This is a genomic window from Limnohabitans sp., from assembly GCF_044361985.1.
In the GTDB taxonomy this organism is placed as follows: Bacteria; Pseudomonadota; Gammaproteobacteria; order Burkholderiales; family Burkholderiaceae_C; genus Limnohabitans_A.
Genome location: NZ_JBIKHV010000003.1, coordinates 47,072 through 67,529, shown reverse-complemented (window position 1 = coordinate 67,529; position 20,458 = coordinate 47,072). Strand labels below are relative to the sequence as shown.

Here is a 20,458-nt window from a genome sequence, read left to right as displayed (position 1 = left end):
CGAAGGGTTCCAAGGGATCGCACCTCGGTCACCCCCAAGCCGCTTTAAAGCAGTGCGACTTAATCCTTCTTCTTGTTGACCAAATCTGGCGTGACCGCATCCAGCACATTCACAGCAGTCTTGACCCCATAGACCACCGCCGAGCCGGCAGCATCGGCAATGGCCAGAACCGTGCAGCCAGGCAAGCAAGCCACCAGCAAAAAGGTGGCGCAGCAACACAACAAAAATTTCATCGCTGTCCTTTGACTCTGTTGAAAAGCATCCAGCATGGCGTACGCAGCACTGGTGTCATAAAAAATCCCGCCATTGGAAACCAATGCGGGGATGGGCTGGTGAGACTGATTCGATCATAAACCGACCGAGTTGACTCAGGGCGATTCTTACTTCGCCTTGCGCATAGCTTGAGACAACTCAACTTCACCCTGACTTGCAAGCACTTCAGCGGCATTGAGGCGATCACGATCTTCACGGTTTTGGCTCAGTTTTGCCTTGCCTTCCATCCGTGTGATGGCGACTTCAATGCCAACAATGGCTTTGAGCATGCCGTCGATGAACTCGGGGGTTGAATCTCCCATCTTCCAGGGTTTTGTTTCTATGGCTTCATGCTTGCGTGTCAGGCGACCCACCACGCCGCGCACAAACTTTTCTGTATCCTGAACGGTTATGCGGCCATGAACGTGCACGACCTCGTAATTCCAAGTGGGTACTTGACGATGGAATTCGTGTTTGCTCGGATACCAGTTTGGGGATATATAGCTTTCTTCGCCACGAAAAATCACCAATGCGTCCATCCCATTGCCGCATTGTTGCCACACGGGATTAGCCCTCGCCACGTGCGCCGTGAGCACACCCCGGCCAGCATCCAGTTCGAAAGGTATGTGATTGGCGTCCAGGCCCTCAGGCGACATAGTGACCAGTACGCCCAATGGATGGGTCTGGATAATCTTGTGCATGGCCTCTAGATTTTTGATCGAAAAGTGGTCTGGGGTGTACATCGTCTCAACTGGCCTTTGAAGAATTTGATGTTCGAATTTTCGGACGATTCTGGTTCACCATGAAGATCCATTTCTCATCAAATTTAACATACCAGTTTGTCATGCCAAAAATTGGATCGGTCCAGCGGGTCTGTGCAATTTTTCGACTCAAGATCCATTCCGGAGAACTCAGTCCGGGTGAAAAACTGTCCTCAACCCGCGTATTGGCATCCGATCTGGGCGTCTCTCGGTCGGCTGCAACACCCCAAAAATCACATATCAAGCATTCTTAAAGATGGCCTCCAGATCGATTTCTTCAATCGCACCGTCAAGATTCATCCCTTTTTCGATGTGCTCAAGATGATTGAGCATCAGACGTTCCGCTCGCGCTACATCTCGTGCTGAGATTGCTTCAATGATCTGTGAGTGCTCGTCGGCACGACAGCTTGAGGACGTTGGAGCGTCGTAGAGAAAAATCATCAAACAAGTCAAGGTAGTCAGCTCACGCATGTGACGCGCAAGCGCTGAATTACCAGCCAGTTCAGCAGCCAGAACATGGAACTCGCCGGATAGCCTGACTACTGCGCGCCGATCCTCGCGCCGAAGCGCATCCATCTCTAGACCTTGGTGCTGACGCAACCTCACCAACTTTTCTGGCGTAAGCGTATCAATAAGTCGCCGAACTACAGCTGGCTCAATCAAACGGCGGGCCTCAAACACGTCCAGTGCCTGCTCAATCGTGGGCTTAGCTACATAGGCACCTCGCTGCGGCACGATCTCTACGATTTGCTCATGGGCGAGCCGAGCCAGCACCTCACGAATACGTGAGCGGCTAACACCAAAGATTTCAGCGAGACGCTCCTCTACCAGTTTAGTGCCGGGGTGCAGCCGATGCTCAAGGATGGCAACGTAAATACGCTCGTATATGTCGTCGTGTGTTTTTTCGCGTTGCAGCCGAGTGGGCACGGCGGTTTTTCGGGCGGGGCTTGTGGACATCAATTCTTTGAAGGACGTGAACGTTGGATGAAGTCCTGCCAGTGTGCTCTCTCCGGCCAGCAAATGACTTGACGGATTTGATGCATTTTAAGCAAACCGCCCCAGCACAGAGAAAGTTTGACTGCGGTGGGGCGCGATTTAGTCAAGATCAGCAGGAAAGAGATCGAATGTCATGATCTTCCGACATCAAAAAAAATGTTGACACTAGTGTTTACACTGATGACGACATTATTTTCTTGTTATAAATTACCTGTAAATAAATTTACCCAATGACTTGGACGCATCGCATTGAAACGGGTTGAGCATCGTGGTGAATCACTCGAAAAATCTAGAAAGCTTTGACACATGACATATGCAGCAAATCTCCAAAGTGAAGTCGTTTTTCTATGAGTTCCACCCCCTTTGACTTGGTGATTCGACAGGCGCGTGTCGCCACTGCAAGTGATGTGTTTGAAGCCGACATCGCCATTACCGACGGCCGGATCGTGCAGGTTGGTCATGGAATAGCTGGCGGTGTGCGGGAAATCGATGCGCGTGGTCGGGTCGTCACGCCTGGAGGCGTAGACGCGCATTGCCACCTGGATCAGCCGATGCCCTCCCCCATGCGCATGGCTGATGACTTCGATACCGGAACGCGTGCAGCAGCCTGCGGGGGCACGACGACCGTGATTCCATTTGCGGCACAGGAAAAGGGCCAATCGCTGCGTGCTGCGGTTGACGACTATCACCGCCGGGCCAAAGGCAAAGCTCATATCGACTACACCTTTCACCTCATCGTCAGCGATCCAACAGAGGACGTCCTGACGCGTGAATTACCCGAGTTGATTCAAGAGGGATACACGTCGTTCAAGATCTACATGACCTACGACGACCTCAAACTCGACGACGGTCAGATTCTGGATGTGCTCTCGGTGGCGCGCGCCCATGGTGCCATGGCAATGATTCACGCTGAAAACGCTGACTGCATAGCGTGGTTAACGAAAAAGCTGGAGTCGGTCGGCCGGACTGCGCCACGCTTTCATGCGCACTCACGTCCAATGCTGGTGGAGCGAGAGGCTACGCACCGTGCCATCGCGCTTGCCGAACTGGTAGATGTTCCCATTCTGATCGTGCACGTTTCGGGTCGTGAAGCGGTTGAGCAAATTCGTTGGGCACGGGCCCACGGACTACAAGTGTTCGCAGAGACTTGCCCACAGTACCTGTTCCTGACTGCTGAAGATTTAGGAATCGATGACAGCTACCAAGGCGCGAGTTGTGTTTGCAGCCCTCCGCCGCGCGACAAGAAAAACCAGGAAGTGATCTGGAACGGGCTCATTGATGGTCTGTTCACCGTGTTCTCCTCCGATCACGCGCCATTTTGCATGGATGGAACTGAAGGTAAGCGGCCCGATGGACAAGAGGTCAAATTTAGCCATATCCCCAACGGCATTCCTGGCATTGAAACAAGGCTAGCCCTCCTGTATTCAGAAGGGGTACTGGGGGGTAGACTGACCTTGGAAAAATTTGTCGAGCTCACATCAACGAACCCTGCAAAGGCTTATGGACTTCATCCACGCAAGGGCACTATTGCGCCCGGCAGTGATGCTGACCTGGTCATCTGGGACGAGGGCGAATTCAAGATCACCAATGACCGTCTGCACCATGCAGTGGACTACACCCCGTATGAAGGCATGACGCTCAAAGCATGGCCCGGTCTGACCCTGGCTGGCGGAGAGGTGGTTTGGGACGGACGAGACTTCCATGCGCGTTCAGGACAAGGACGGTTCTTGACCTGCGGCAAGCCAACATTACGGGCCCCTCGCGCCTGACAACTCACCTCCAGCGCCTGATATGCGAATACTCCTCATCAATCCGAACATTTCCGAGAGCGTGTCCGAGCTCATCCGCTCAGAAGCCGAGCGCAGTGCCTCTGCAGGAACACTCATAGAAGTAATGACAGCCCCCACTGGCGTGGCCTACATTGAAACAAGGTTTGAAGCTTTGCTTGGCGCATCGGCCACGGCCTTGATCGCGGCAGAACATCATGAACGTTTTGATGCAGTGATCGTCGCAGCCTTTGGGGATCCTGGGCTTCACGCGCTGCGAGAGGTGCTCCCCTGCCCGGTGACTGGTCTTACCGAAGCTGCCTTGGCCAGTGCTTGCCTGCTCGGCCACCGGTTCTCCATTGTGGCAATCTCACAGCGTATAAGCGCTTGGTATCGAGAGACAGTCGACGCTGCGGGTCTGCTGCCCCGCCTGGCCAGTATTCGCGCATTAGATGAACCGCTCGCTGATATCGGCAAGGTACAGGACAACCAGGGGGATCGTTTGATCCGTCTTGCAGAGCTTTGTGTCCACGAAGATGGCGCCGAAGTCATTGTGCTCGCTGGTGCGCCCCTTGCAGGTCTGACCCGCAGCCTGCAGGGACGCCTACCGGTACCGTGTGTCGATGGGGTATCGAGCGCTGTGCGCCATGCCGAGACCCTTTTAGCTTTACAGCCCGGACGAGCCCGAGTCGGTATCAATGCGGCACCTCCGCACAAGCCCCACAAAGGCCTGCCGCCCGCTATCGCGCGATTGCTCGACCGCCCTCAACTTTAATTCACCGTCACGCCAACCAGGAGGCTTCTCAATGTTCCGTCGCACTTTTCTCATCAAATCAACTGCAGCAGCAACAGCATTAGCCGCCCCCGCTTTGCATGCTCAAAGTTGGCCAGCGGCCCCCGTCAAGCTCGTAGTCGGCTTTCCTCCTGGAGGCGGCGCTGACGCACTTGCGCGAGTTGTCGCTGCAAAGCTGTCAATGATTTGGAATCAGCAGGTAGTTGTCGAAAACCGGGCCGGTGCCTCGTCGACTTTGGCGGCAGAATTTGTTGCACGCCAGCCCGCTGATGGAATGACACTTTTTCTAAGTACCATCAACAGTCAAGCATTGGCTCCTGCAGTCAACTCGCGGTTACGCTATCACCCAGAACGCGACTTCACGCCAATTGTTCTTTTGGGGGTAACGCCCAATGTTTTGATAACGCGCACTACTGCCAGAGAGCGCAACATCAAAGATGTAGTGGCGCTGTGTCGCCAGCAGCCTGGAAAAATTTCTTTTGGCTCAGCTGGCCCAGGAACTATCCAGCATTTCGCCATCGAGAAATTCAAACTTTTGTCGGGCGTAGATGCCCTGCATGTCCCATACAAAGGTAGTGCTCCGCTGCTGACTGACCTGATCGGTGGTCAGATTGACTTCACCTTTGAAACGATGACGGCCGCCACACCGCATATCAAGGGAGGGAAAGTAATTCCAATTGCGCAGACGCGAGCCAAACGTTCTAGAGCCTATCCCGATGTGCCGACCATGCAAGAGCAGGGTTTTCCAACCTTCGAGACCATGAATTGGTACGGCATTTCAGGTCCGGCTAATTTGCCTGTGGCACTGGCCAGGCGTATCAACGCAGATGTGAACAACGTCCTAGCCATGCCTGACGTTGTTCGCCAGTTCGATGGCTTCGGTGTTGAAGATGGCGGTGGCACGCTAGAGCAATATGCCCAATTCACGCGGACTGAAATTGAAAAGTGGGCCAAGGTCGCTAAGGAAGCCAAGGTATCGCTGGAATCCTGAGGCATGCAGAAGCCCCTGAAATCTGACGGCTCCGCAGGATCAGAATTGGTCCACGCTAGGAAAAGGCCTGTGTAACCACTTCGTCAGGAGACTGGTTGCTGCTTAACAAAAAACCGCAAGCGCTCAGGACATGAGTCTCTTGCTGTCACGTCTCTGGACGCACTGGCTCGGGATTTTCAAGATGATCCCGAAAAGTTTTGGAGCCTCTTAAAAACTGGAGAGGGAGTCATCCCGTTAATCAATTCAGCATGAAGCTAAATCCTCGAGCATTTCGAGGGCCATTCACCCAAGAAACTGCAATCAGTTCCGCGGAGCTGCGCAAGCAGTGAGCATGGGCACATACGCCCATGTCATGAATACCTGAGCCTCTTCTACCGTCGCGCCTAGCCATCGCTGCTGCAACTCGGGTCAAATGATCATGGGGGTACGTTTTTCATCGCCGAGCTTGTGGAAGCGGTTCATGACCGGATGCGCATCTGCATTTACGGTGAGCATGGAAAAGCTCACCACCAATTGGCCAGACTCGGGCTTCGTCCAGCGGTCCCAGAGGCAAGCAATGGCAAAGGGCTCACGATCAGCCCACTCGATTTTCCAGCGCACCGCTCTGCCTGATTCGTAATTGGGTTCATAGAAGTTGTCACACAGCACCAGTCGAAACAGTAGATTTCGCCAAGCATTGCGGTAGCTGAGTTTTTCTGCAGCTTTTTCACTGCGCGCGTTATAGGTGTGGCGACTGATCTTGTCGTCTTTAGCCCACGCAGGAATCAGGCCGAAACTAGCTAAACCACAAGCGACTCGAACTGACTGGTGGCTTTTCACCGCAACAGGGGCAGCGAAGCCTGGGTAAGACTCATCAGGGAAACCCGCTGGTAGGTCTACACCCAGAGTCTCCTTGGCCCACTGGGCGCGTTTAGTTTGCGTGAAGTTTGTACACACGGAAGCAGTTTATTAGTAACACCGAATACAACATCCAAAAGGTGCCGGATTGCGGCGATTTCGTATTCGACTTCTGCAACTAAAAAGATTGTTGTCGACCAAAAACAGCCTACCATGCCTTCAGTTTTTAGCAGTCTTTCAAGGAGGGTATGGGACTTCACAATGGGTAGGTTTTTGGTGGGAAGTGTCACGTCTTTGCACTTGTCTATACAAAATTCCGCCAATCAAAATCAAACCCAGGAAATCATCTTCTGTCAATTCATGCGCATTCAAATGAATCCATAAGGACAAAAGACTGATCGCATCATCAAGATCATCCCCACTCTTTTGTAGCTCCAATGACTCAGCACTTTGCTGAAAAAGAGTGATGACTTTATGAAGGCCTTCATTCATCACTGAATTAGTCAATTTTTCATCGTTCATACACGTGCCAATTCAATCAATTTTCTGATGTTGCACCGTGAAACACCTTATTGGCAATCCTCCAGCCACCGATAGTTTTTAAAAGTACAAAGTAATCAATAAATGTCGTCAATCCATGAACCAAAGTTATCCTGGCACATGCCGCTGAGCCCTTGACTTCAATCCAATCAATCGTTCTTTTGCGCATGGCCTCATCAGAGGCTGGCTGATGCTTGAACCGTTGGCAATAAACATCCAATGACCACGATGTGAAGACCCCTTCACGCATGGATTCAATGTGCGCCGTGGGTAAAAAAGCCTGCCGCATGAAAGCAGCGTCATCGTTTGCATGACCAAGGAAGTACTGCTCAATGGGTTCAATGGCTTGCATTTCCTCTTCAGTGAGGGGTGAGCGCTGCGATACAAGTACAGAGGTAGACATCATGTTTTATCCAAGTGTTAATTTTTAGAAAAATCGTCCATCAATTTATTTGACCCACTTGTTGAACGATGGCCATTGCAAATTTGCCTCCACCAACAGACCAGTCTGAATAATCGTTTTCATGGACAAAAATGAAAACATCGCTCGGATCAACTTGCGCCTCATCGTGCAATTTCTGTGCGATAAGCCGATACAACTCTCGTTTCATGGCGTCGCTTCGTCCTCGTCTCATCGTGATTTCAATGACGACAGGATGATCAGAACGTGCATACCCATTGAAGGTTTTGCTAAAGAAAAAATCTTCAGGCTGGTAGCTCGTGACCATGTTGAAGAGTTCATCCGCCGGCATTCCAATAGCTTCTATCAATGCTTGATGAATGCCTTCAACAATAGCAGCACGGTGGTTAGATGATGTGCCGTGGTGAACGCTGGTGCGAATAAATGGCATGGAGACTTTAAGAAGTTAATCAAAGGGGTCTGCAGTTGAAAATCTGCGGCTAATTCTGAAGACTCAGCGCAGGTTGTAAAACGCGGAACGACCGGGGTACACCGCCACTTCGCCCAAGTCTTCTTCGATGCGCAGCAGTTGGTTGTATTTGGCCATGCGGTCTGAGCGGCTCATGGAGCCGGTTTTGATCTGCCCGGCATTCAGGCCCACGGCGATGTCAGCGATGGTGGAGTCTTCGGTCTCACCCGAGCGGTGGCTGATCACGGCGGTGTAACCGGCGCGCTTGGCCATTTCGATGGCTTCGAATGTTTCGGTCAAGGTGCCGATCTGGTTGATCTTGATCAGGATCGAATTAGCAATGCCTTTTTCGATGCCTTCCTTGAAGATTTTGGTGTTGGTCACAAACAGGTCGTCACCCACGATCTGCACGTTCTTGGCCAGACGGTCGGTCAGCACTTTCCAGCCATCCCAGTCGTTTTCGGCCATGCCATCTTCGATGCTGATGATGGGGTACTTGTCGCACCAACTGGCCAGCATGTCGGTCCACTGCTCAGCGGTCAGCTCAAGGCCTTCGCCGGCCAGCACGTATTTACCGTCTTTGTAGAACTCACTGGCCGCGCAGTCCAGGCCGATGGCGATTTGCTCACCGGCGGTGTAGCCGGCCGCAGCAATCGCGTCCAGCACCATCTGGATGGCCGCTTCGTGGCTGTCGACGTTGGGGGCAAAGCCGCCTTCGTCGCCCACGGCAATGCTCATGCCCTTGTCGTGGATGATTTTCTTCAGGGCATGGAACACTTCAGCGCCCCAGCGCACGGCTTCGCGAAAGCTCGGTGCGCCCACAGGAATGATCATGAACTCTTGCAAGTCCAGATTGTTGTTGGCGTGTGCACCGCCGTTGATGACGTTCATCATGGGCACAGGCAGCTGGTTGCCGTTCATGCCGCCAAAGTAGCGGTACAGCGGCAGGCCGGACTCTTCTGCGGCGGCCCTGGCCACGGCCATGGACACGGCCAGCATGGCGTTGGCACCCAGCCGGCTCTTGTTCTCGGTACCGTCCAGATCGATCAGGGTGCGGTCCAAAAAGGCTTGCTCGGACGCATCCAGGCCCAGCACGGCTTCGGAGATTTCGGTGTTGATGTGCTCGACGGCCTTCAACACGCCTTTGCCCAGGTAACGGCTCTTGTCACCGTCACGCAGCTCAATGGCTTCGCGGCTGCCGGTCGATGCACCCGACGGCACCGCAGCGCGGCCCATCACACCCGATTCCAGCAACACATCGCATTCCACGGTGGGGTTGCCACGGCTGTCGAGGATTTCACGGCCGACAATATCTACGATTGCACTCATGTTCAGACTCTCTCAATTGAAAAATAAAACGGGGTTTGAATAGCCAAGGGCTCAAAGACCTTCGACCACCACCATGCGCATGATGGCTGCGCCTGCGCGGGCTTCACGGGCTTTGAGGTATTCGGGAACGTCATAAAAAGCCTTGGCCGCTTCAAAGCTAGGAAATTTCAAAATCACGATGCGCCCAGGAGTCCAGTCGCCCTCCAGCACTTCAAGCTTGCCGCCGCGCACACAAACTTCTGCGCCTGTGACCTGCATGGCCGCAGTCGACCATTTTTTGTACTCTTCGTACTGGACCGGGTTGGTCACCTGGACATTGGCAATGATGTAGCCGCTCATGAAAAATCATCCTCTAAAAATGGGGTTTTTTTGGTGATGGCATCCAACTGCACCAAGGTCTCCAGCAGGGCCTTCATCTTGCCCAGCGGCACCGCGTTGGGTCCGTCCGACCAAGCGTCTGCGGGCTTGGGGTGGGTTTCCATGAAAAGTCCGGCTACGCCAGCGGCCACACCGGCGCGGGCCAACACGGGCACCATCTCGCGGGCACCGCCGCTGCTGGTGCCCTGGCCACCAGGCTTTTGCACCGAGTGCGTTACGTCAAACACCACAGGGGCGCCGGTTTTGCGCATTTCGGCGAGGCTGGTCATGTCGGCCACCAGGTTGTTGTAACCAAAGCTAACGCCGCGCTCACACGCCAAAAAGTTGTCTTCGGGCAAGCCGGCTTCACGCGCTGCGCTGCGGGCTTTGTCGATGACGTTTTTCATATCCCAGGGGGCTAAAAACTGGCCCTTCTTGATGTTGACCGGCTTGCCCGACTGCGCCACGGCGCGGATGAAGTCGGTCTGGCGGCACAAGAAGGCGGGCGTTTGCAACACATCGACCACGCTGGCCACGGTGTTGACTTGGGACGCATCGTGCACATCGGTGAGGATCGGCACGCCGATCTGCCGGCGCACTTCATCCAGAATCTTCAGGCCCGCATCGATGCCCACGCCGCGTTGGGTGCTGCCCGACGAGCGGTTGGCTTTGTCGAACGATCCTTTGTAGATCAGCGGGATGCCCAAGGCAGTGCAGATTTCTTTCAGTTGGCCCGCCACTTCCAGCGACATCTCCAGACCTTCGATGGAGCAGGTGCCCGCAATCAGGAAGAAGGGCTGGTTCAGACCCACATCAAAGTTGCAGAGTTTCATGAGATGTCCTGTGCTTTGGCGTGTCAGGCCGCAGCCTTGTGTGCAATGGCCGCCTTCACGAAGGCGTTGAACAGAGGGTGGCCATCCCAAGGGGTCGATTTGAACTCGGGGTGGAATTGCACGCCCACATACCAGGGGTGAACGGTTTGCGGCAGCTCGACGATTTCGGTCAGTTGCTCGCGCTGGGTCAAGGCCGATATCACCAGGCCTGCTTTGCGCAGGTCGTCCAGGTAATTCACATTGGCCTCATAGCGGTGGCGGTGCCTTTCGGTGACCACGTCGCCATAGATTTGGTGCGCCAGCGTGCCCTTGGCCACGTCGGAGCTTTGCGCGCCCAGGCGCATGGTGCCGCCCAGGTCGGAGTTGGCATCGCGCACCTGGATGGAGCCATCGGCGTCTTTCCACTCGTTGATCAGGGCGATCACGGGGAAGGGCGTCTCGGGCTCGAACTCGGTGCTGTTGGCGCCCGCCATGCCGGCCACATGGCGGGCATATTCGATGGTCGCCACTTGCATGCCTAAGCAAATGCCAAGGTAGGGCACTTTGTGGGTGCGGGCAAATTGGGCGGTTTCGATCTTGCCCTCGACACCGCGCTTGCCAAAACCGCCAGGCACCAACACGCCGTCAAAGTTGGCCAGGCTGGCTACAGTGTCGGGGGTGATGGTTTCTGAGTCGATGTGCTCGATCTTCACGCGCACATGGTTGCGCATGCCAGCATGACGCAGGGCTTCGTTGACCGACTTGTAGCTGTCGGACAGCTCCACATATTTGCCCACCATGGCGATCGTCACTTCACCTTGTGGGTGTTCCGTGTCGTGCACCAAATCATCCCAACGTTTGAGATTGGCCGGTGGTGTGCTCAGGCGCAGTTTGTCGCAGATCAGGCCATCCAGGCCTTGTTCGTGCAGCACGCGAGGCACTTTGTAAATGGTGTCCACGTCGGGCATGGAGATCACGCCCCAGCTTTGCACGTTGGTGAACAGCGAGATTTTGTCGCGCTCGTCGTCCGGGATGTAGCGGTCTGCACGGCACAGCAGCGCATCGGGCTGAATGCCGATTTCGCGCAGTTTTTGCACCGTGTGCTGAGTCGGTTTGGTCTTGAGTTCACCCGCTGCGGCGATCCAGGGCACATAGGTCAGGTGGACGAATGCGGCGTTGTTGGGCCCTAAGCGCAAGCTGAGTTGGCGCACGGCCTCGAGGAAGGGCAGCGACTCTATGTCGCCCACGGTGCCACCGATCTCGACGATGGCCACATCGACCGCCTCGGGCGTGCCAAAGCCGGCGCCGCGCTTGACGAAGTCCTGAATTTCATTGGTGACGTGCGGGATGACCTGCACGGTCTTGCCCAGATAATCGCCCCGGCGCTCTTTTTCGAGCACGCTTTTGTAAATCTGCCCGGTGGTGAAGTTGTTGGCCTTCTTCATCCGGGTGTTGATGAAGCGCTCATAGTGGCCCAGATCCAGGTCGGTTTCAGCACCATCGTCGGTCACAAACACCTCCCCGTGCTGGATGGGCGACATGGTGCCGGGGTCCACATTCAGGTAAGGGTCTAGCTTGATCAGGGTGACAGAGAGGCCGCGCGATTCAAGGATGGCGGCGAGCGATGCGGAGGCGATTCCCTTGCCCAGGGAAGACACCACACCGCCGGTAACGAAGACAAATTTGGTCATGTCCAAGACGGGAGCCATGAGCACCCGGTAGGTGGAAATCGTGATTATAGACAGTCGGGTTCGGGGTTTTTGCGTGGGGTGTCGTCATCTGCCGTCAGGTTGGGGCAGACCGGTCCGGCTCATACTCGCTTCGCTCGCCAAATCGCCCGATCCGGCCTGCCCCAGCCTGCTCGCAGCGCTGTGGACTGGCGCGCAGGCTGGCTTCAGCAACGCCTTCGGTGCAGAGGCGCTGGTTCATGGTCATGTTGGGTCTCTGCTACATTTCCACGCATGAGCACATTGGCTGGAAAACACATCGTTCTGGGCTTGTCAGGCGGCATTGCGGCCTTCAAGTCGGCAGAACTCTGCCGCGCCTTGGTCAAGGCGGGCGTCACGGTGCAGGTCGTGATGACCGAGGCCGCCGAGTACTTCATGACAGCTGTGACCATGCAGGCCCTCTCGGGCAGGCCGGTTTACACCTCTCAGTGGGACAGTCGAGAGGCCAACAACATGGCCCACATCAACCTCAGTCGCGACGCGGATGCCATTTTGGTAGCCCCTGCCAGTGCGGATTTTTTGTCCAAACTCTTGCATGGCAGCGCTGACGAATTGCTCAGCCTGATGTGTCTGGCCCGTCCCCTCGACAAAGTTCCCTTGCTGGTCGCACCGGCCATGAACCGAGAAATGTGGTCCAACCCAGCCACGCAACGCAATGTGGCGCAACTGCGTGTGGATGGCATCCATGTGCTCGATGTGGGGCAGGGTGACCAGGCTTGCGGCGAAACGGGTGATGGCCGGATGCTTGAAGCCGAAGAAATTCTGGAAGACCTGGAGGCCTTCTTTTCGCCCAAGCTGTTGGCTGGCAAAACGGTGTTGGTGACGGCTGGCCCGACTTATGAGGCCATTGATCCGGTCCGGGGCCTTACCAATTTGTCGAGCGGCAAGATGGGCTTCGCCATCGCACGTGCGGCCCGCATGGCGGGGGCCGAGGTGAGTTTGGTGGCTGGGCCGGTGCATTTGGCCACGCCCCGAGGGGTGGCGCGTGTGGATGTGCGTTCTGCCCAGCAAATGCTGGACGCAGTGCAGCAGCAGGTGGGCACTGCCCAGATCTTCATTTCAACGGCCGCCGTGGCCGATTGGCGGCCCGCAAATTTGGCCGATCAGAAAATCAAGAAAGACGGCTCCGGCCAAACGCCACAACTGGGGTTTGTTGAGAACCCGGACATTCTCGCGACCGTGGCCCACTCGCCCAGAGCGGTTGCGGGCGAGCTGTTCTGTGTGGGCTTTGCAGCCGAAAGCCACGACTTGCTGGCCCACGCCACGGCCAAGCGGCTGCGCAAAGGCGTGCCCTTGTTGGTGGGCAACCTTGGCCCCGCCACTTTTGGACAAGATGACAACGCCTTGCTGCTGGTTGACGAAGCCGGTGCCCGCGAATTACCCCGTGCCAGCAAGCAAGAACTCGCTGTGCAACTGATTGCCGACATTGCCCGACGGTTGGCTTGATCGGTGTTTGAGCCAGGCGCTTGCGCTAGAAAACGACCATGCTGCTGAAGCGGCGGGCCCCATGCAAAGATTCAGGACTTAACATGAACATTGATCTCAAAATCGTCGACCCGCGCATGGCTGAGCACCTGCCAGCCTACGCCACTCCCGGCAGTGCAGGCCTCGATTTACGCGCGTGTCTGGATGCTCCGCTGACCTTGCAGCCGAATGCTTGGCAGCTCGTGCCCACTGGCATTGCGGTGCACCTCAAGGACCCGGCTTATGCTGCGATGCTGCTGCCGCGCTCGGGCTTGGGCCACAAGCATGGCATCGTGTTGGGCAATTTGGTCGGGCTGATCGACAGCGATTACCAGGGGCAATTGATGGTCAGCGCCTGGAACCGCAGCGATGTGGCCTTCACCATCGAGCCCATGGAGCGCATTGCGCAGATGGTGATCGTGCCGGTGCTGCAAGCCACATTCAATGTTGTGACCGAGTTTGATGCCCCCAGCGAACGCGGCGAGGGTGGTTACGGTTCGACCGGCAAGACCTAAGTAAGGCCTGCAAGACAGGCTCAGTGCAGGGTGGGTGCTGTGGGCGTGCCTTCGTCACCCACTTCAATTTTGAAAAAGCCCGTGCCACAACTGCCGCTGCCCACTTCAGCTTCAGTGGGCTCGCGCACCGATTCGACTTTCAGGTGCAAACGCAGAGCAATGCCCGACAGGGGGTGGTTGCCGTCCAGCACTACATGCTCCGGGTAGATCTCGGTCACGGTGTAAAGCACATTGCGGGGAGCCTCCGGGTTGCAACCCTCGGGCAAAGCCGTGCCCTCGATCGTCAGGCCCGGCTCCAGGCCTTGGGGAAACAAGGCCAGGGGCTCCAAGAAGAGCAACTGTTCCTCAAAGTCGCCAAAGGCATCTTCAGGCTCCAGATGCAGGTCGATTTTGGCGCCACGTTCGTGGCCTTGCAGGGCTTCCTCGATTTTGGGCAGCAGGTCTTTACCGCCAATGAAAAATTCCACAGGCTCGTCCAGTTTGTCCAGAACTTCGCCCAGCGTGTCTTTGAGTGTCCAGGTCAGTGCGACCACAGAAGGTGTCTTGATTTCCATAGGACAATTGTCGCAGTTTGGAGGCCACTTTTTGGCCACCATCGTTTTGAGATGTGGGGCCATTCATTTTTGACAAGGCCCTCGACTGGAACCCGAATGAACACTGAACAACCATTGGCCCTTCTGGGGGGTCTGACGCCCCAGCAATTCATGAAGCGCCATTGGCAAAAAAAACCTTTGTTGGTCAGAAATGCCATGCCGGGTTTTGTGCCCTGCATCAATCGCACTTCCTTGGTCGCACTGGCGGGTCAGGAGGGCGTTGAATCACGCTTGATCGTGGATTCGGCCAAAGGCTGGCGCATGAAGCACGGGCCCTTGAGCAAGCGCAGTTTGCCGCCTTTCAGTCAGAAAAAATGGACTTTTCTGGTGCAAGGCGTCGACTTGCACCACGATGGCGTGCACGAATTGATGCAGCAGTTTCGATTTTTGCCCGATGCGCGACTGGACGATTTGATGATCAGCTACGCCACCGATGGCGGCGGTGTGGGCCCGCACTTCGACAGCTACGACGTTTTTTTGCTGCAAGCCCATGGCCAGCGACGTTGGCGCATTGGCCGTCAGAAAGATTTGAGTCTGCAGTTGGGTGTACCCCTCAAAATTTTGCAAAATTTTGAAGCTGAAGAGGAGTTTGTGCTCAACCCTGGCGATATGCTTTATTTGCCCCCCAAATACGCGCACGACGGCATTGCCGAAGGCGAGTGCATGACCTGGTCGATCGGCTTCAGGGCGCCTCAACAAGGAGAACTGGCCCGTGAACTTTTGCTGGGCCTGGCCGATGAAGCCTTTGACGGCCTGGGCGATGGCCTTTACCGCGACCCAGGTCAGTTGGCAGCGTCCTCTCCAGCGGCTATCCCCCCCGCTTTGGCAGACTTCGCGCGTCAAGTGGTCGACAAAGCCCTTAAAAACCCAGACTTGCTGGACAGCTTACTGGGGGAATACTTGACCGAGCCGAAATCGAATGTCTGGTTTGAAAGCTCGGCCGCCCTTGCCCATGATTTGGCGTCAGGGGTGCGACTCGATCGGCGCACCAAAATGATGTACGACGAACGGCACGTCTTCATCAACGGTGAAAGCTTCAGGGTGGGTGGCAAAGATGCTCGCATTTTGCGTCAATTAGCAGATAAACGCGTTCTTGATGCGGCTTCGTGCGCTATTTTGAGTCAACCTGCTCAAGAAGCCGTGCTCGACTGGATGGCCGCTGATTGGTTGAAACCCCCTGAGGACATTCCCGCATAAAAGGGCTGTTTGAATGTTTCGCGTCAGGTTTGAGGTGTCAGTTAGACGGGGTACTAGGGAAAACGATATAATTTGAAGCTGAGACAAGAGAGCTCGAGTGCTTTTGTCTCGGTCAGAGCAATCTTCAAGTTTGTTTTCGACAGTTTCCGGAAATTGTTTTCAACCCATAAGGAAAATCGCCATGAACAAGTCCCTCGTTTTAGCTGCCATCATCGCTGCTGCTGCTTTGTCCGCTTGCGGCAAAAAAGAAGAAGCCGCTGCACCTGCTGCACCCGCACCTGTTGCTGCACCAGCTGCAGCACCTGCTGCTGATGCTTCTGCTGCACCTGCTGCAGCCCCAGCCGCTGCACCAGCGCCTGCTGCTGCACCAGCGCCTGCTGCTGCACCCGCACCTGCTGGCAAGTAATTGCTGGTCGCTTTCCCGGCTTGACCGGGAAAGCATAAAAAAACCCCGCTTTGCGGGGTTTTTTTATGGGTGGCAGCCATTTGAGAGGGGCTTATGCCCAGAGCAGACGGTGCGAAATCAGCGCAATTCGTTGGCCAGCAGTTTCAAAATGCGCTCGGCATTGCCCGAAGTCTCAGGTTTTCCATTGGCATCCAGCACGCGAACGATGCTGCTGTCGTTGCCCTTTGCACTGAGGGTGATGCGGTAACGCGACAAAGGCGTGACTTCTTTTTTGCTGCTGAATAGGCGGGCAAAAAATCCGGGCTCTTTGTCATCGGTGCTGCCAGGCGTCACATAGCGCACGAAATAGACGCCTTGGGTGCGGTCACGGTCTTCCACCGTGAAACCTGTCCGGTCCAGGGCCACCCCAATACGTCGCCACGCACGGTCGAGTGTGTCGTTGATCTGGATGGTGGCTTGTCCATCCACAGTGCTCACATTGGCCACGGCCGCAGGTGCAGCAGCGGCGCCGGCAGTTTTTGCAGTCTCCGCAGTGGCGCCCAGTTTGACCATCAGGCGCCGCAGAAATTCGATTTCGAGCTCGGCGTCACTGGCCCGGGGTTGCCAGATGGTTTGTTCTTTTTGGGCGCTGGTGTAGTTTTCGACCATGCCGCGGTGGGTGATGTAAATCTCTACGCCACCTTGGGCATTGCGTTCTACCCGGGTTCTGAACTTGTCCCGCTCGCCACTGGAGTACAAAGAGTCCAACACTTTGCCCAAGGTGCGCCGGATAATGTCTTGCGGAATCTTGGCCCGGTTTTCTGCCCAATCGGTCTCCATGATGCCGACGTCAGGGGAGTCGGTCACCAGTGTGAAGCCATTGCTGGTCCAAAACTCTCGCAGTGGCTCCCAGACCTTGTCGGCAGGTCTGGCCACCACCAGCCAGCGCTGGTTGCCCTGGCGTTCCATCTTCACGTCGCCCAAGCTGTTGGATGCGGTGCCGGCGTCAGCAACGCGTGCGCCAGCGCTTTGAAAACCGGAAGCCGTGGCAGAGTTGCTTTCAATGGCGTAACGCGAGTCTCTGCGCAACTGGCTCAGGTCGGGCGGGATATCGAGTGTGGGGGCTTTGGCAGCGCTTTTGTAATCAATTTTGTCTTCTTCCAAAATCGAGCAGGCACTGAGCAGAATGATCAGGGCTGCTGCAACGGCTGTGCGTTGCAAGGGGACGTAAGACATTAAGCGATGGGACAATTTCACAAGCAATCCTTCGATGGAAATCAAATCAGGCCGCTGGCCTTGAGGGCGGCCTCAACCACTGGCCGCTGGGCATCAGACAGCTCGGTCATGGGCAAGCGCAATGTGGGGCCGCAAAGGCCCATGCGGTTCATGGCCCATTTCACAGGGATGGGGTTGGCCTCTACAAACAAATGTTTGTGCACCGGCAACAGTTGGAACTGGATGCGCATGGCTTCTTTGACGTCGCCACGGGTGGCTGCCTCGCACAACTCGTGCATCAGCCGTGGTGCCACGTTGGCGGTCACGCTGATGTTGCCGGCACCGCCGCAAAGCATCAGGGCCACAGCCGTTGCATCATCACCCGAGAAAACGGCGAATGCTTTCGGCACATCCCGGATCAGCCATTGAGCGCGTTCGATGTTGCTGGTGGCTTCTTTGATGCCGATGATGCCGGGCACCTGGGCCAGGCGCAGTACGGTGTCGTGCTGCAGATCGGCCACCGTGCGCCCCGGCACGTTGTACAGGATCACGGGCAGCTCAGGCACGGACTCGGCAATCGCTTTGAAGTGCTGGAACAGCCCTTCTTGCGTGGGCTTGTTGTAGTAGGGCACGACCTGCAGTTGGGCGTCGGCACCGACTTTGTGGGCAAATTTGGCCAATTCGATGGCCTCAGCCGTGGAGTTGGCGCCACAGCCCGCAATGATGGGAATGCGTTTGGCGGCCTGCTCGACCGAGACGCGGATGATTTCGCAGTGTTCATCCACCGTGACGGTGGGCGATTCACCCGAAGTGCCCACCACCACAATGGCATCGGTTCCTTCGGCCACATGCCAGTCGATCAGTTTTCGCAAGGTGGGGTAGTCCACTTTGCCGTCTGCGAGCATGGGAGTGATCAGGGCAGGAATGCTGCCTTTGATGGGGCGAAATTCTGTGGTCATGTCCGAGGGTTCTGAGCAGAAAAAGCCATTCTAACGAGTGCTGACCGGTTTTATTCACCTTGGCTGGGTGGCGTGCAGCCAGAAATGACCGGAAAGACCCGGGGCGGGTTCAATTTGCGCGCAAAAGCCAACGCTCTGCATCGGCCGTCGGCAGGGGACGCACTGCGGCAATGCGCTGCATGAATCGGTCTGGCAGGGTCTCGAAGCCGTTTTCGTAGGCCACCGTGTGCAAACCTTCTGTGGCCCGCAGCAACTCGCCCGGTTGCAACAGAAAGTCTGGCCGCGAAGGCTTGCCCACGGTCTCGTTGCCCGTGGCAAAGGTTTCATAAATCAGCACGCCACCAGGCGCAAGGCTTTGCACGATTTGGGGCAACAGCGGGCGCCACAGGTAGTGGGTCACGATGACGGCGCCATAGCTTTGCCCAGGGAATGGCCAAGGCCCGTTTTCGATGTCAGCGCAATTGACGCTGCCAAAAGCCTGCGCCAGGGCCACGGCATCGGGGTTGCGGTCTACCCCGGTGACCGCGTGGCCCTGCGCGGCCAGCCAGCGCATGTGGCGTCCAGCGCCGCAAGCCACATCGAGCACGCGGCTGCCAGGGGTGATCAAGTGAGCCCAGCGTTGCAGCCAAGCAGAGGGGTTTTCGGTACCGTGCATCAAGTCAGTTTTTCAAAAAATTAGAAGCAAGACCACAACTGCTCGGACAGCATGATCACCACTTCTGGCTTGGCGTAAAGCCAAAACGTCAGGCCCAGGACCGCTGCGAGCAACAGCCAACTTGTTTTGGGGATGTTCATGCTGCGTTCGGGGCGTGGCGGTGGATCGGGCTTTCACGAACCGGCAAATTGACCAATGCCGCAAATACCCCCAAGGCAACCGCCAGATACCAGACGATGTCGTAGCTGCCGGTTTTGTCGTACAGATAGCCCCCGAGCCAGACCCCCATAAACGAGCCGATCTGGTGGCTGAAAAAGATGAACCCACTGAGCATCGACAAATGGGAAATGCCAAAAATCTGAGCCACGGCCGCATTGGTCGGGGGCACGGTGGACAACCATAGCAAACCCATCACAGACGAAAAAATGTAAACGCTGGTGGGCGTGAGAGGCGCCCACAGGAAAAGCACAATTGCCGCCGATCGCGCCGCGTAAATGAAAGCCAGGATCTTTTTCTTGGCTATTTTTTGGCCCAGCGTGCCGGCGATGTAGGTGCCGAACACATTGAACAGACCGATCAAGGCCAGCGCATAGCTGGCCACCTGGGGCGCCAAACCATGGTCTTTCAGGTAGCTGGGCATGTGCACGCCGATGAACACGATCTGAAAGCCACAGACAAAATAACCGGCCATCAGCAACTGAAAGCTCGGGTACTTGAAGGCTTCTTTCAAGGCCTGGCCAATGGTCTGGTCGCGCTTGACCTGACCGGGCGTGTTCAAGGCCGGTTCGCGCAGGCCCCAGGCCAAGGGAATGATCAACAAAGCCGCTGCCGACAAAATGACGAGCGCTGTCTGCCAGCCCATCTGACTGATCAAAAGCCCCTCAATGGGCACCATCAAAAACTGGCCAAAACTGCCTGCCGCCGCCGCCACGCCCATGGCCCATGAACGGCGTTCGGCAGGCACATTGCGGCCAATCACTCCGTAAATCACGGCGTAAGTGGTCCCGGCTTGGGCTGTGCCGATGATGACCCCGGTGAACAAGGCAAACACCCAGGGGTCTGTGGCCCAGGCCATGCCCAAAAGGCCCACGCCATAGATCAGGGCGCCCAACACAATGACCCGGAACGCGCCGAACTTGTCCGCCACCATGCCGGCAAAAATGCCCATAAAGCCCCAGGAAAGGTTCTGGATGGCCATGGCAAAAGCAAACTCTTCGCGTCCCCAGCCTTGTGCCTGGGTAATGGGTTGTAGCCACAGGCCAAAGCCATGGCGAATGCCCATGGACAGGGTGACAATGGCCGCGCCACAGGCCAGTAATTGGGTCAAGGAAAGGGGTTTGTGTTGCATCCCCGGACTTTAACCAATGTCGCAGATGGACGGGGTCGCGCAAATATCCAATGTCAATCCTCAGCGTCAATCACTGTTTTTTCATCCAGTAAACGTC

General features: G+C 56.1%; 24 protein-coding genes. 7 read left to right on the top strand and 17 right to left on the bottom strand.

Annotation, left to right across the window (positions count from 1 at the left end):
* Positions 1 to 59 precede the first annotated feature (59 nt).
* From ACIQ3A_RS01405 to ACIQ3A_RS01395, 3 genes are all read right to left on the bottom strand, one after another.
* Positions 60 to 233: a hypothetical protein gene (locus tag ACIQ3A_RS01405; protein WP_396429966.1), complete on the bottom strand. Its 174-nt coding sequence runs from the start codon at positions 231 to 233 to the stop codon at positions 60 to 62.
* Between the two features lie 147 nt (positions 234 to 380).
* Entirely contained in the window at positions 381 to 995 is a 615-nt protein-coding gene (locus ACIQ3A_RS01400; protein ID WP_396429965.1) for an FMN-binding negative transcriptional regulator, read from the bottom strand.
* A 258-nt stretch (positions 996 to 1,253) separates the two neighbouring features.
* On the bottom strand, positions 1,254 to 1,970 hold the full coding sequence (locus tag ACIQ3A_RS01395) for a GntR family transcriptional regulator (protein ID WP_396429964.1): 717 nt from the start codon (positions 1,968 to 1,970) through the stop codon (positions 1,254 to 1,256).
* A 386-nt stretch (positions 1,971 to 2,356) separates the two neighbouring features.
* Here ACIQ3A_RS01395 and hydA point away from each other — a divergent pair, with 386 nt between their 5' ends.
* Genes hydA through ACIQ3A_RS01380 form a run of 3 tightly spaced genes read left to right on the top strand, consistent with a single transcriptional unit; the run spans position 2,357 to position 5,559 of the window.
* On the top strand, positions 2,357 to 3,778 hold the full coding sequence (gene hydA, locus ACIQ3A_RS01390; RefSeq protein WP_396429963.1) for a dihydropyrimidinase: 1,422 nt from the start codon (positions 2,357 to 2,359) through the stop codon (positions 3,776 to 3,778).
* Positions 3,779 to 3,800: 22 nt separating this feature from the next.
* Positions 3,801 to 4,550 carry an aspartate/glutamate racemase family protein gene (locus ACIQ3A_RS01385; RefSeq protein ID WP_396429962.1) on the top strand — a complete coding sequence of 250 codons (750 nt, stop codon included), beginning with the start codon at positions 3,801 to 3,803 and terminating at the stop codon, positions 4,548 to 4,550.
* Positions 4,551 to 4,581: 31 nt separating this feature from the next.
* A complete protein-coding gene (locus ACIQ3A_RS01380) occupies positions 4,582 to 5,559 on the top strand; it encodes a Bug family tripartite tricarboxylate transporter substrate binding protein (RefSeq protein WP_396429961.1) in 978 nt (325 codons plus the stop codon).
* Positions 5,560 to 5,967: 408 nt separating this feature from the next.
* On the opposite strand, the gene ACIQ3A_RS01375 is transcribed toward ACIQ3A_RS01380, so the two are convergent.
* The 9 genes from ACIQ3A_RS01375 to ACIQ3A_RS01335 form a co-directional block, all read right to left on the bottom strand.
* Complete coding sequence (locus ACIQ3A_RS01375) at positions 5,968 to 6,495, bottom strand: SOS response-associated peptidase (RefSeq protein ID WP_396429960.1); 528 nt, start codon at positions 6,493 to 6,495, stop codon at positions 5,968 to 5,970.
* Positions 6,496 to 6,633: 138 nt separating this feature from the next.
* Positions 6,634 to 6,918, bottom strand: a complete 285-nt coding sequence (locus tag ACIQ3A_RS01370) for a hypothetical protein (RefSeq protein ID WP_396429959.1) — start codon at positions 6,916 to 6,918, stop codon at positions 6,634 to 6,636.
* Positions 6,919 to 6,934: 16 nt separating this feature from the next.
* The gene (locus tag ACIQ3A_RS01365; protein WP_396429982.1) at positions 6,935 to 7,288 is read right to left on the bottom strand and encodes a nuclear transport factor 2 family protein; all 354 of its coding nucleotides are present in this window, start codon (positions 7,286 to 7,288) and stop codon (positions 6,935 to 6,937) included.
* Positions 7,289 to 7,379: 91 nt separating this feature from the next.
* A complete protein-coding gene (locus tag ACIQ3A_RS01360) occupies positions 7,380 to 7,787 on the bottom strand; it encodes a tautomerase family protein (protein ID WP_396429958.1) in 408 nt (135 codons plus the stop codon).
* Between the two features lie 63 nt (positions 7,788 to 7,850).
* A complete protein-coding gene (eno, locus tag ACIQ3A_RS01355; RefSeq protein WP_396429957.1) occupies positions 7,851 to 9,134 on the bottom strand; it encodes a phosphopyruvate hydratase in 1,284 nt (427 codons plus the stop codon).
* 51 nt (positions 9,135 to 9,185) lie between these two features.
* On the bottom strand, positions 9,186 to 9,473 hold the full coding sequence (locus ACIQ3A_RS01350; protein WP_396429956.1) for a DUF1330 domain-containing protein: 288 nt from the start codon (positions 9,471 to 9,473) through the stop codon (positions 9,186 to 9,188).
* Complete coding sequence (kdsA, locus tag ACIQ3A_RS01345) at positions 9,470 to 10,324, bottom strand: 3-deoxy-8-phosphooctulonate synthase (RefSeq protein WP_396429955.1); 855 nt, start codon at positions 10,322 to 10,324, stop codon at positions 9,470 to 9,472. The genes ACIQ3A_RS01350 and kdsA overlap by 4 nt, the downstream gene beginning before the upstream one ends.
* Before the next feature lie 23 nt (positions 10,325 to 10,347).
* Positions 10,348 to 11,994 carry a CTP synthase gene (locus ACIQ3A_RS01340; protein WP_396429981.1) on the bottom strand — a complete coding sequence of 549 codons (1,647 nt, stop codon included), beginning with the start codon at positions 11,992 to 11,994 and terminating at the stop codon, positions 10,348 to 10,350.
* 94 nt (positions 11,995 to 12,088) lie between these two features.
* Complete coding sequence (locus ACIQ3A_RS01335; protein WP_396429954.1) at positions 12,089 to 12,232, bottom strand: hypothetical protein; 144 nt, start codon at positions 12,230 to 12,232, stop codon at positions 12,089 to 12,091.
* A gap of 32 nt (positions 12,233 to 12,264) precedes the next feature.
* On the opposite strand from ACIQ3A_RS01335, the gene coaBC reads away from it, so the two are divergent.
* Entirely contained in the window at positions 12,265 to 13,476 is a 1,212-nt protein-coding gene (gene coaBC / locus ACIQ3A_RS01330) for a bifunctional phosphopantothenoylcysteine decarboxylase/phosphopantothenate--cysteine ligase CoaBC (RefSeq protein WP_396429953.1), read from the top strand.
* An 83-nt stretch (positions 13,477 to 13,559) separates the two neighbouring features.
* Positions 13,560 to 14,009 (top strand): dUTP diphosphatase, encoded by a 450-nt coding sequence (gene dut, locus ACIQ3A_RS01325; RefSeq protein WP_396429952.1) that lies wholly within the window; start codon positions 13,560 to 13,562, stop codon positions 14,007 to 14,009.
* 20 nt (positions 14,010 to 14,029) lie between these two features.
* On the opposite strand, the gene ACIQ3A_RS01320 is transcribed toward dut, so the two are convergent.
* Positions 14,030 to 14,563 (bottom strand): peptidylprolyl isomerase, encoded by a 534-nt coding sequence (locus tag ACIQ3A_RS01320; protein WP_396429950.1) that lies wholly within the window; start codon positions 14,561 to 14,563, stop codon positions 14,030 to 14,032.
* 96 nt (positions 14,564 to 14,659) lie between these two features.
* Between ACIQ3A_RS01320 and ACIQ3A_RS01315 the strand changes: the two genes are divergently transcribed.
* The gene (locus tag ACIQ3A_RS01315; protein WP_396429949.1) at positions 14,660 to 15,799 is read left to right on the top strand and encodes a JmjC domain-containing protein; all 1,140 of its coding nucleotides are present in this window, start codon (positions 14,660 to 14,662) and stop codon (positions 15,797 to 15,799) included.
* 181 nt (positions 15,800 to 15,980) lie between these two features.
* Entirely contained in the window at positions 15,981 to 16,205 is a 225-nt protein-coding gene (locus ACIQ3A_RS01310; RefSeq protein WP_396429948.1) for a hypothetical protein, read from the top strand.
* A gap of 117 nt (positions 16,206 to 16,322) precedes the next feature.
* Here ACIQ3A_RS01310 and bamC read toward each other — a convergent pair whose 3' ends face one another.
* The 4 genes from bamC to ACIQ3A_RS01290 all read right to left on the bottom strand — a co-directional run bounded on the left by bamC (position 16,323) and on the right by ACIQ3A_RS01290 (position 20,361).
* Positions 16,323 to 17,420 (bottom strand): outer membrane protein assembly factor BamC, encoded by a 1,098-nt coding sequence (gene bamC, locus ACIQ3A_RS01305; protein WP_396429980.1) that lies wholly within the window; start codon positions 17,418 to 17,420, stop codon positions 16,323 to 16,325.
* A gap of 41 nt (positions 17,421 to 17,461) precedes the next feature.
* Positions 17,462 to 18,358 carry a 4-hydroxy-tetrahydrodipicolinate synthase gene (gene dapA / locus ACIQ3A_RS01300; RefSeq protein ID WP_396429947.1) on the bottom strand — a complete coding sequence of 299 codons (897 nt, stop codon included), beginning with the start codon at positions 18,356 to 18,358 and terminating at the stop codon, positions 17,462 to 17,464.
* A gap of 109 nt (positions 18,359 to 18,467) precedes the next feature.
* Entirely contained in the window at positions 18,468 to 19,013 is a 546-nt protein-coding gene (locus tag ACIQ3A_RS01295) for a class I SAM-dependent methyltransferase (protein WP_396429946.1), read from the bottom strand.
* A 136-nt stretch (positions 19,014 to 19,149) separates the two neighbouring features.
* Positions 19,150 to 20,361: an MFS transporter gene (locus ACIQ3A_RS01290; protein WP_396429945.1), complete on the bottom strand. Its 1,212-nt coding sequence runs from the start codon at positions 20,359 to 20,361 to the stop codon at positions 19,150 to 19,152.
* Positions 20,362 to 20,458 lie beyond the last annotated feature (97 nt).

Excerpts from the sequence above, each read along its gene's own strand:
- ACIQ3A_RS01405 (WP_396429966.1), bottom strand. The coding sequence starts at position 233 with ATGAAATTTTTGTTGTGTTGCTGCGCCACCTTTTTGCTGGTGGCTTGC.
- ACIQ3A_RS01400 (WP_396429965.1), bottom strand. The coding sequence starts at position 995 with ATGTACACCCCAGACCACTTTTCGATCAAAAATCTAGAGGCCATGCAC.
- ACIQ3A_RS01395 (WP_396429964.1), bottom strand. The coding sequence starts at position 1,970 with ATGTCCACAAGCCCCGCCCGAAAAACCGCCGTGCCCACTCGGCTGCAA.
- hydA (WP_396429963.1), top strand. The coding sequence starts at position 2,357 with ATGAGTTCCACCCCCTTTGACTTGGTGATTCGACAGGCGCGTGTCGCC.
- ACIQ3A_RS01385 (WP_396429962.1), top strand. The coding sequence starts at position 3,801 with ATGCGAATACTCCTCATCAATCCGAACATTTCCGAGAGCGTGTCCGAG.
- ACIQ3A_RS01380 (WP_396429961.1), top strand. The coding sequence starts at position 4,582 with ATGTTCCGTCGCACTTTTCTCATCAAATCAACTGCAGCAGCAACAGCA.
- ACIQ3A_RS01370 (WP_396429959.1), bottom strand. The coding sequence starts at position 6,918 with ATGAACGATGAAAAATTGACTAATTCAGTGATGAATGAAGGCCTTCAT.
- ACIQ3A_RS01365 (WP_396429982.1), bottom strand. The coding sequence starts at position 7,288 with ATGCAAGCCATTGAACCCATTGAGCAGTACTTCCTTGGTCATGCAAAC.
- ACIQ3A_RS01360 (WP_396429958.1), bottom strand. The coding sequence starts at position 7,787 with ATGCCATTTATTCGCACCAGCGTTCACCACGGCACATCATCTAACCAC.
- eno (WP_396429957.1), bottom strand. The coding sequence starts at position 9,134 with ATGAGTGCAATCGTAGATATTGTCGGCCGTGAAATCCTCGACAGCCGT.
- ACIQ3A_RS01350 (WP_396429956.1), bottom strand. The coding sequence starts at position 9,473 with ATGAGCGGCTACATCATTGCCAATGTCCAGGTGACCAACCCGGTCCAG.
- kdsA (WP_396429955.1), bottom strand. The coding sequence starts at position 10,324 with ATGAAACTCTGCAACTTTGATGTGGGTCTGAACCAGCCCTTCTTCCTG.
- ACIQ3A_RS01340 (WP_396429981.1), bottom strand. The coding sequence starts at position 11,994 with ATGACCAAATTTGTCTTCGTTACCGGCGGTGTGGTGTCTTCCCTGGGC.
- ACIQ3A_RS01335 (WP_396429954.1), bottom strand. The coding sequence starts at position 12,232 with ATGAACCAGCGCCTCTGCACCGAAGGCGTTGCTGAAGCCAGCCTGCGC.
- coaBC (WP_396429953.1), top strand. The coding sequence starts at position 12,265 with ATGAGCACATTGGCTGGAAAACACATCGTTCTGGGCTTGTCAGGCGGC.
- dut (WP_396429952.1), top strand. The coding sequence starts at position 13,560 with ATGAACATTGATCTCAAAATCGTCGACCCGCGCATGGCTGAGCACCTG.
- ACIQ3A_RS01320 (WP_396429950.1), bottom strand. The coding sequence starts at position 14,563 with ATGGAAATCAAGACACCTTCTGTGGTCGCACTGACCTGGACACTCAAA.
- ACIQ3A_RS01315 (WP_396429949.1), top strand. The coding sequence starts at position 14,660 with ATGAACACTGAACAACCATTGGCCCTTCTGGGGGGTCTGACGCCCCAG.
- ACIQ3A_RS01310 (WP_396429948.1), top strand. The coding sequence starts at position 15,981 with ATGAACAAGTCCCTCGTTTTAGCTGCCATCATCGCTGCTGCTGCTTTG.
- bamC (WP_396429980.1), bottom strand. The coding sequence starts at position 17,420 with ATGTCTTACGTCCCCTTGCAACGCACAGCCGTTGCAGCAGCCCTGATC.
- dapA (WP_396429947.1), bottom strand. The coding sequence starts at position 18,358 with ATGACCACAGAATTTCGCCCCATCAAAGGCAGCATTCCTGCCCTGATC.
- ACIQ3A_RS01295 (WP_396429946.1), bottom strand. The coding sequence starts at position 19,013 with ATGCACGGTACCGAAAACCCCTCTGCTTGGCTGCAACGCTGGGCTCAC.
- ACIQ3A_RS01290 (WP_396429945.1), bottom strand. The coding sequence starts at position 20,361 with ATGCAACACAAACCCCTTTCCTTGACCCAATTACTGGCCTGTGGCGCG.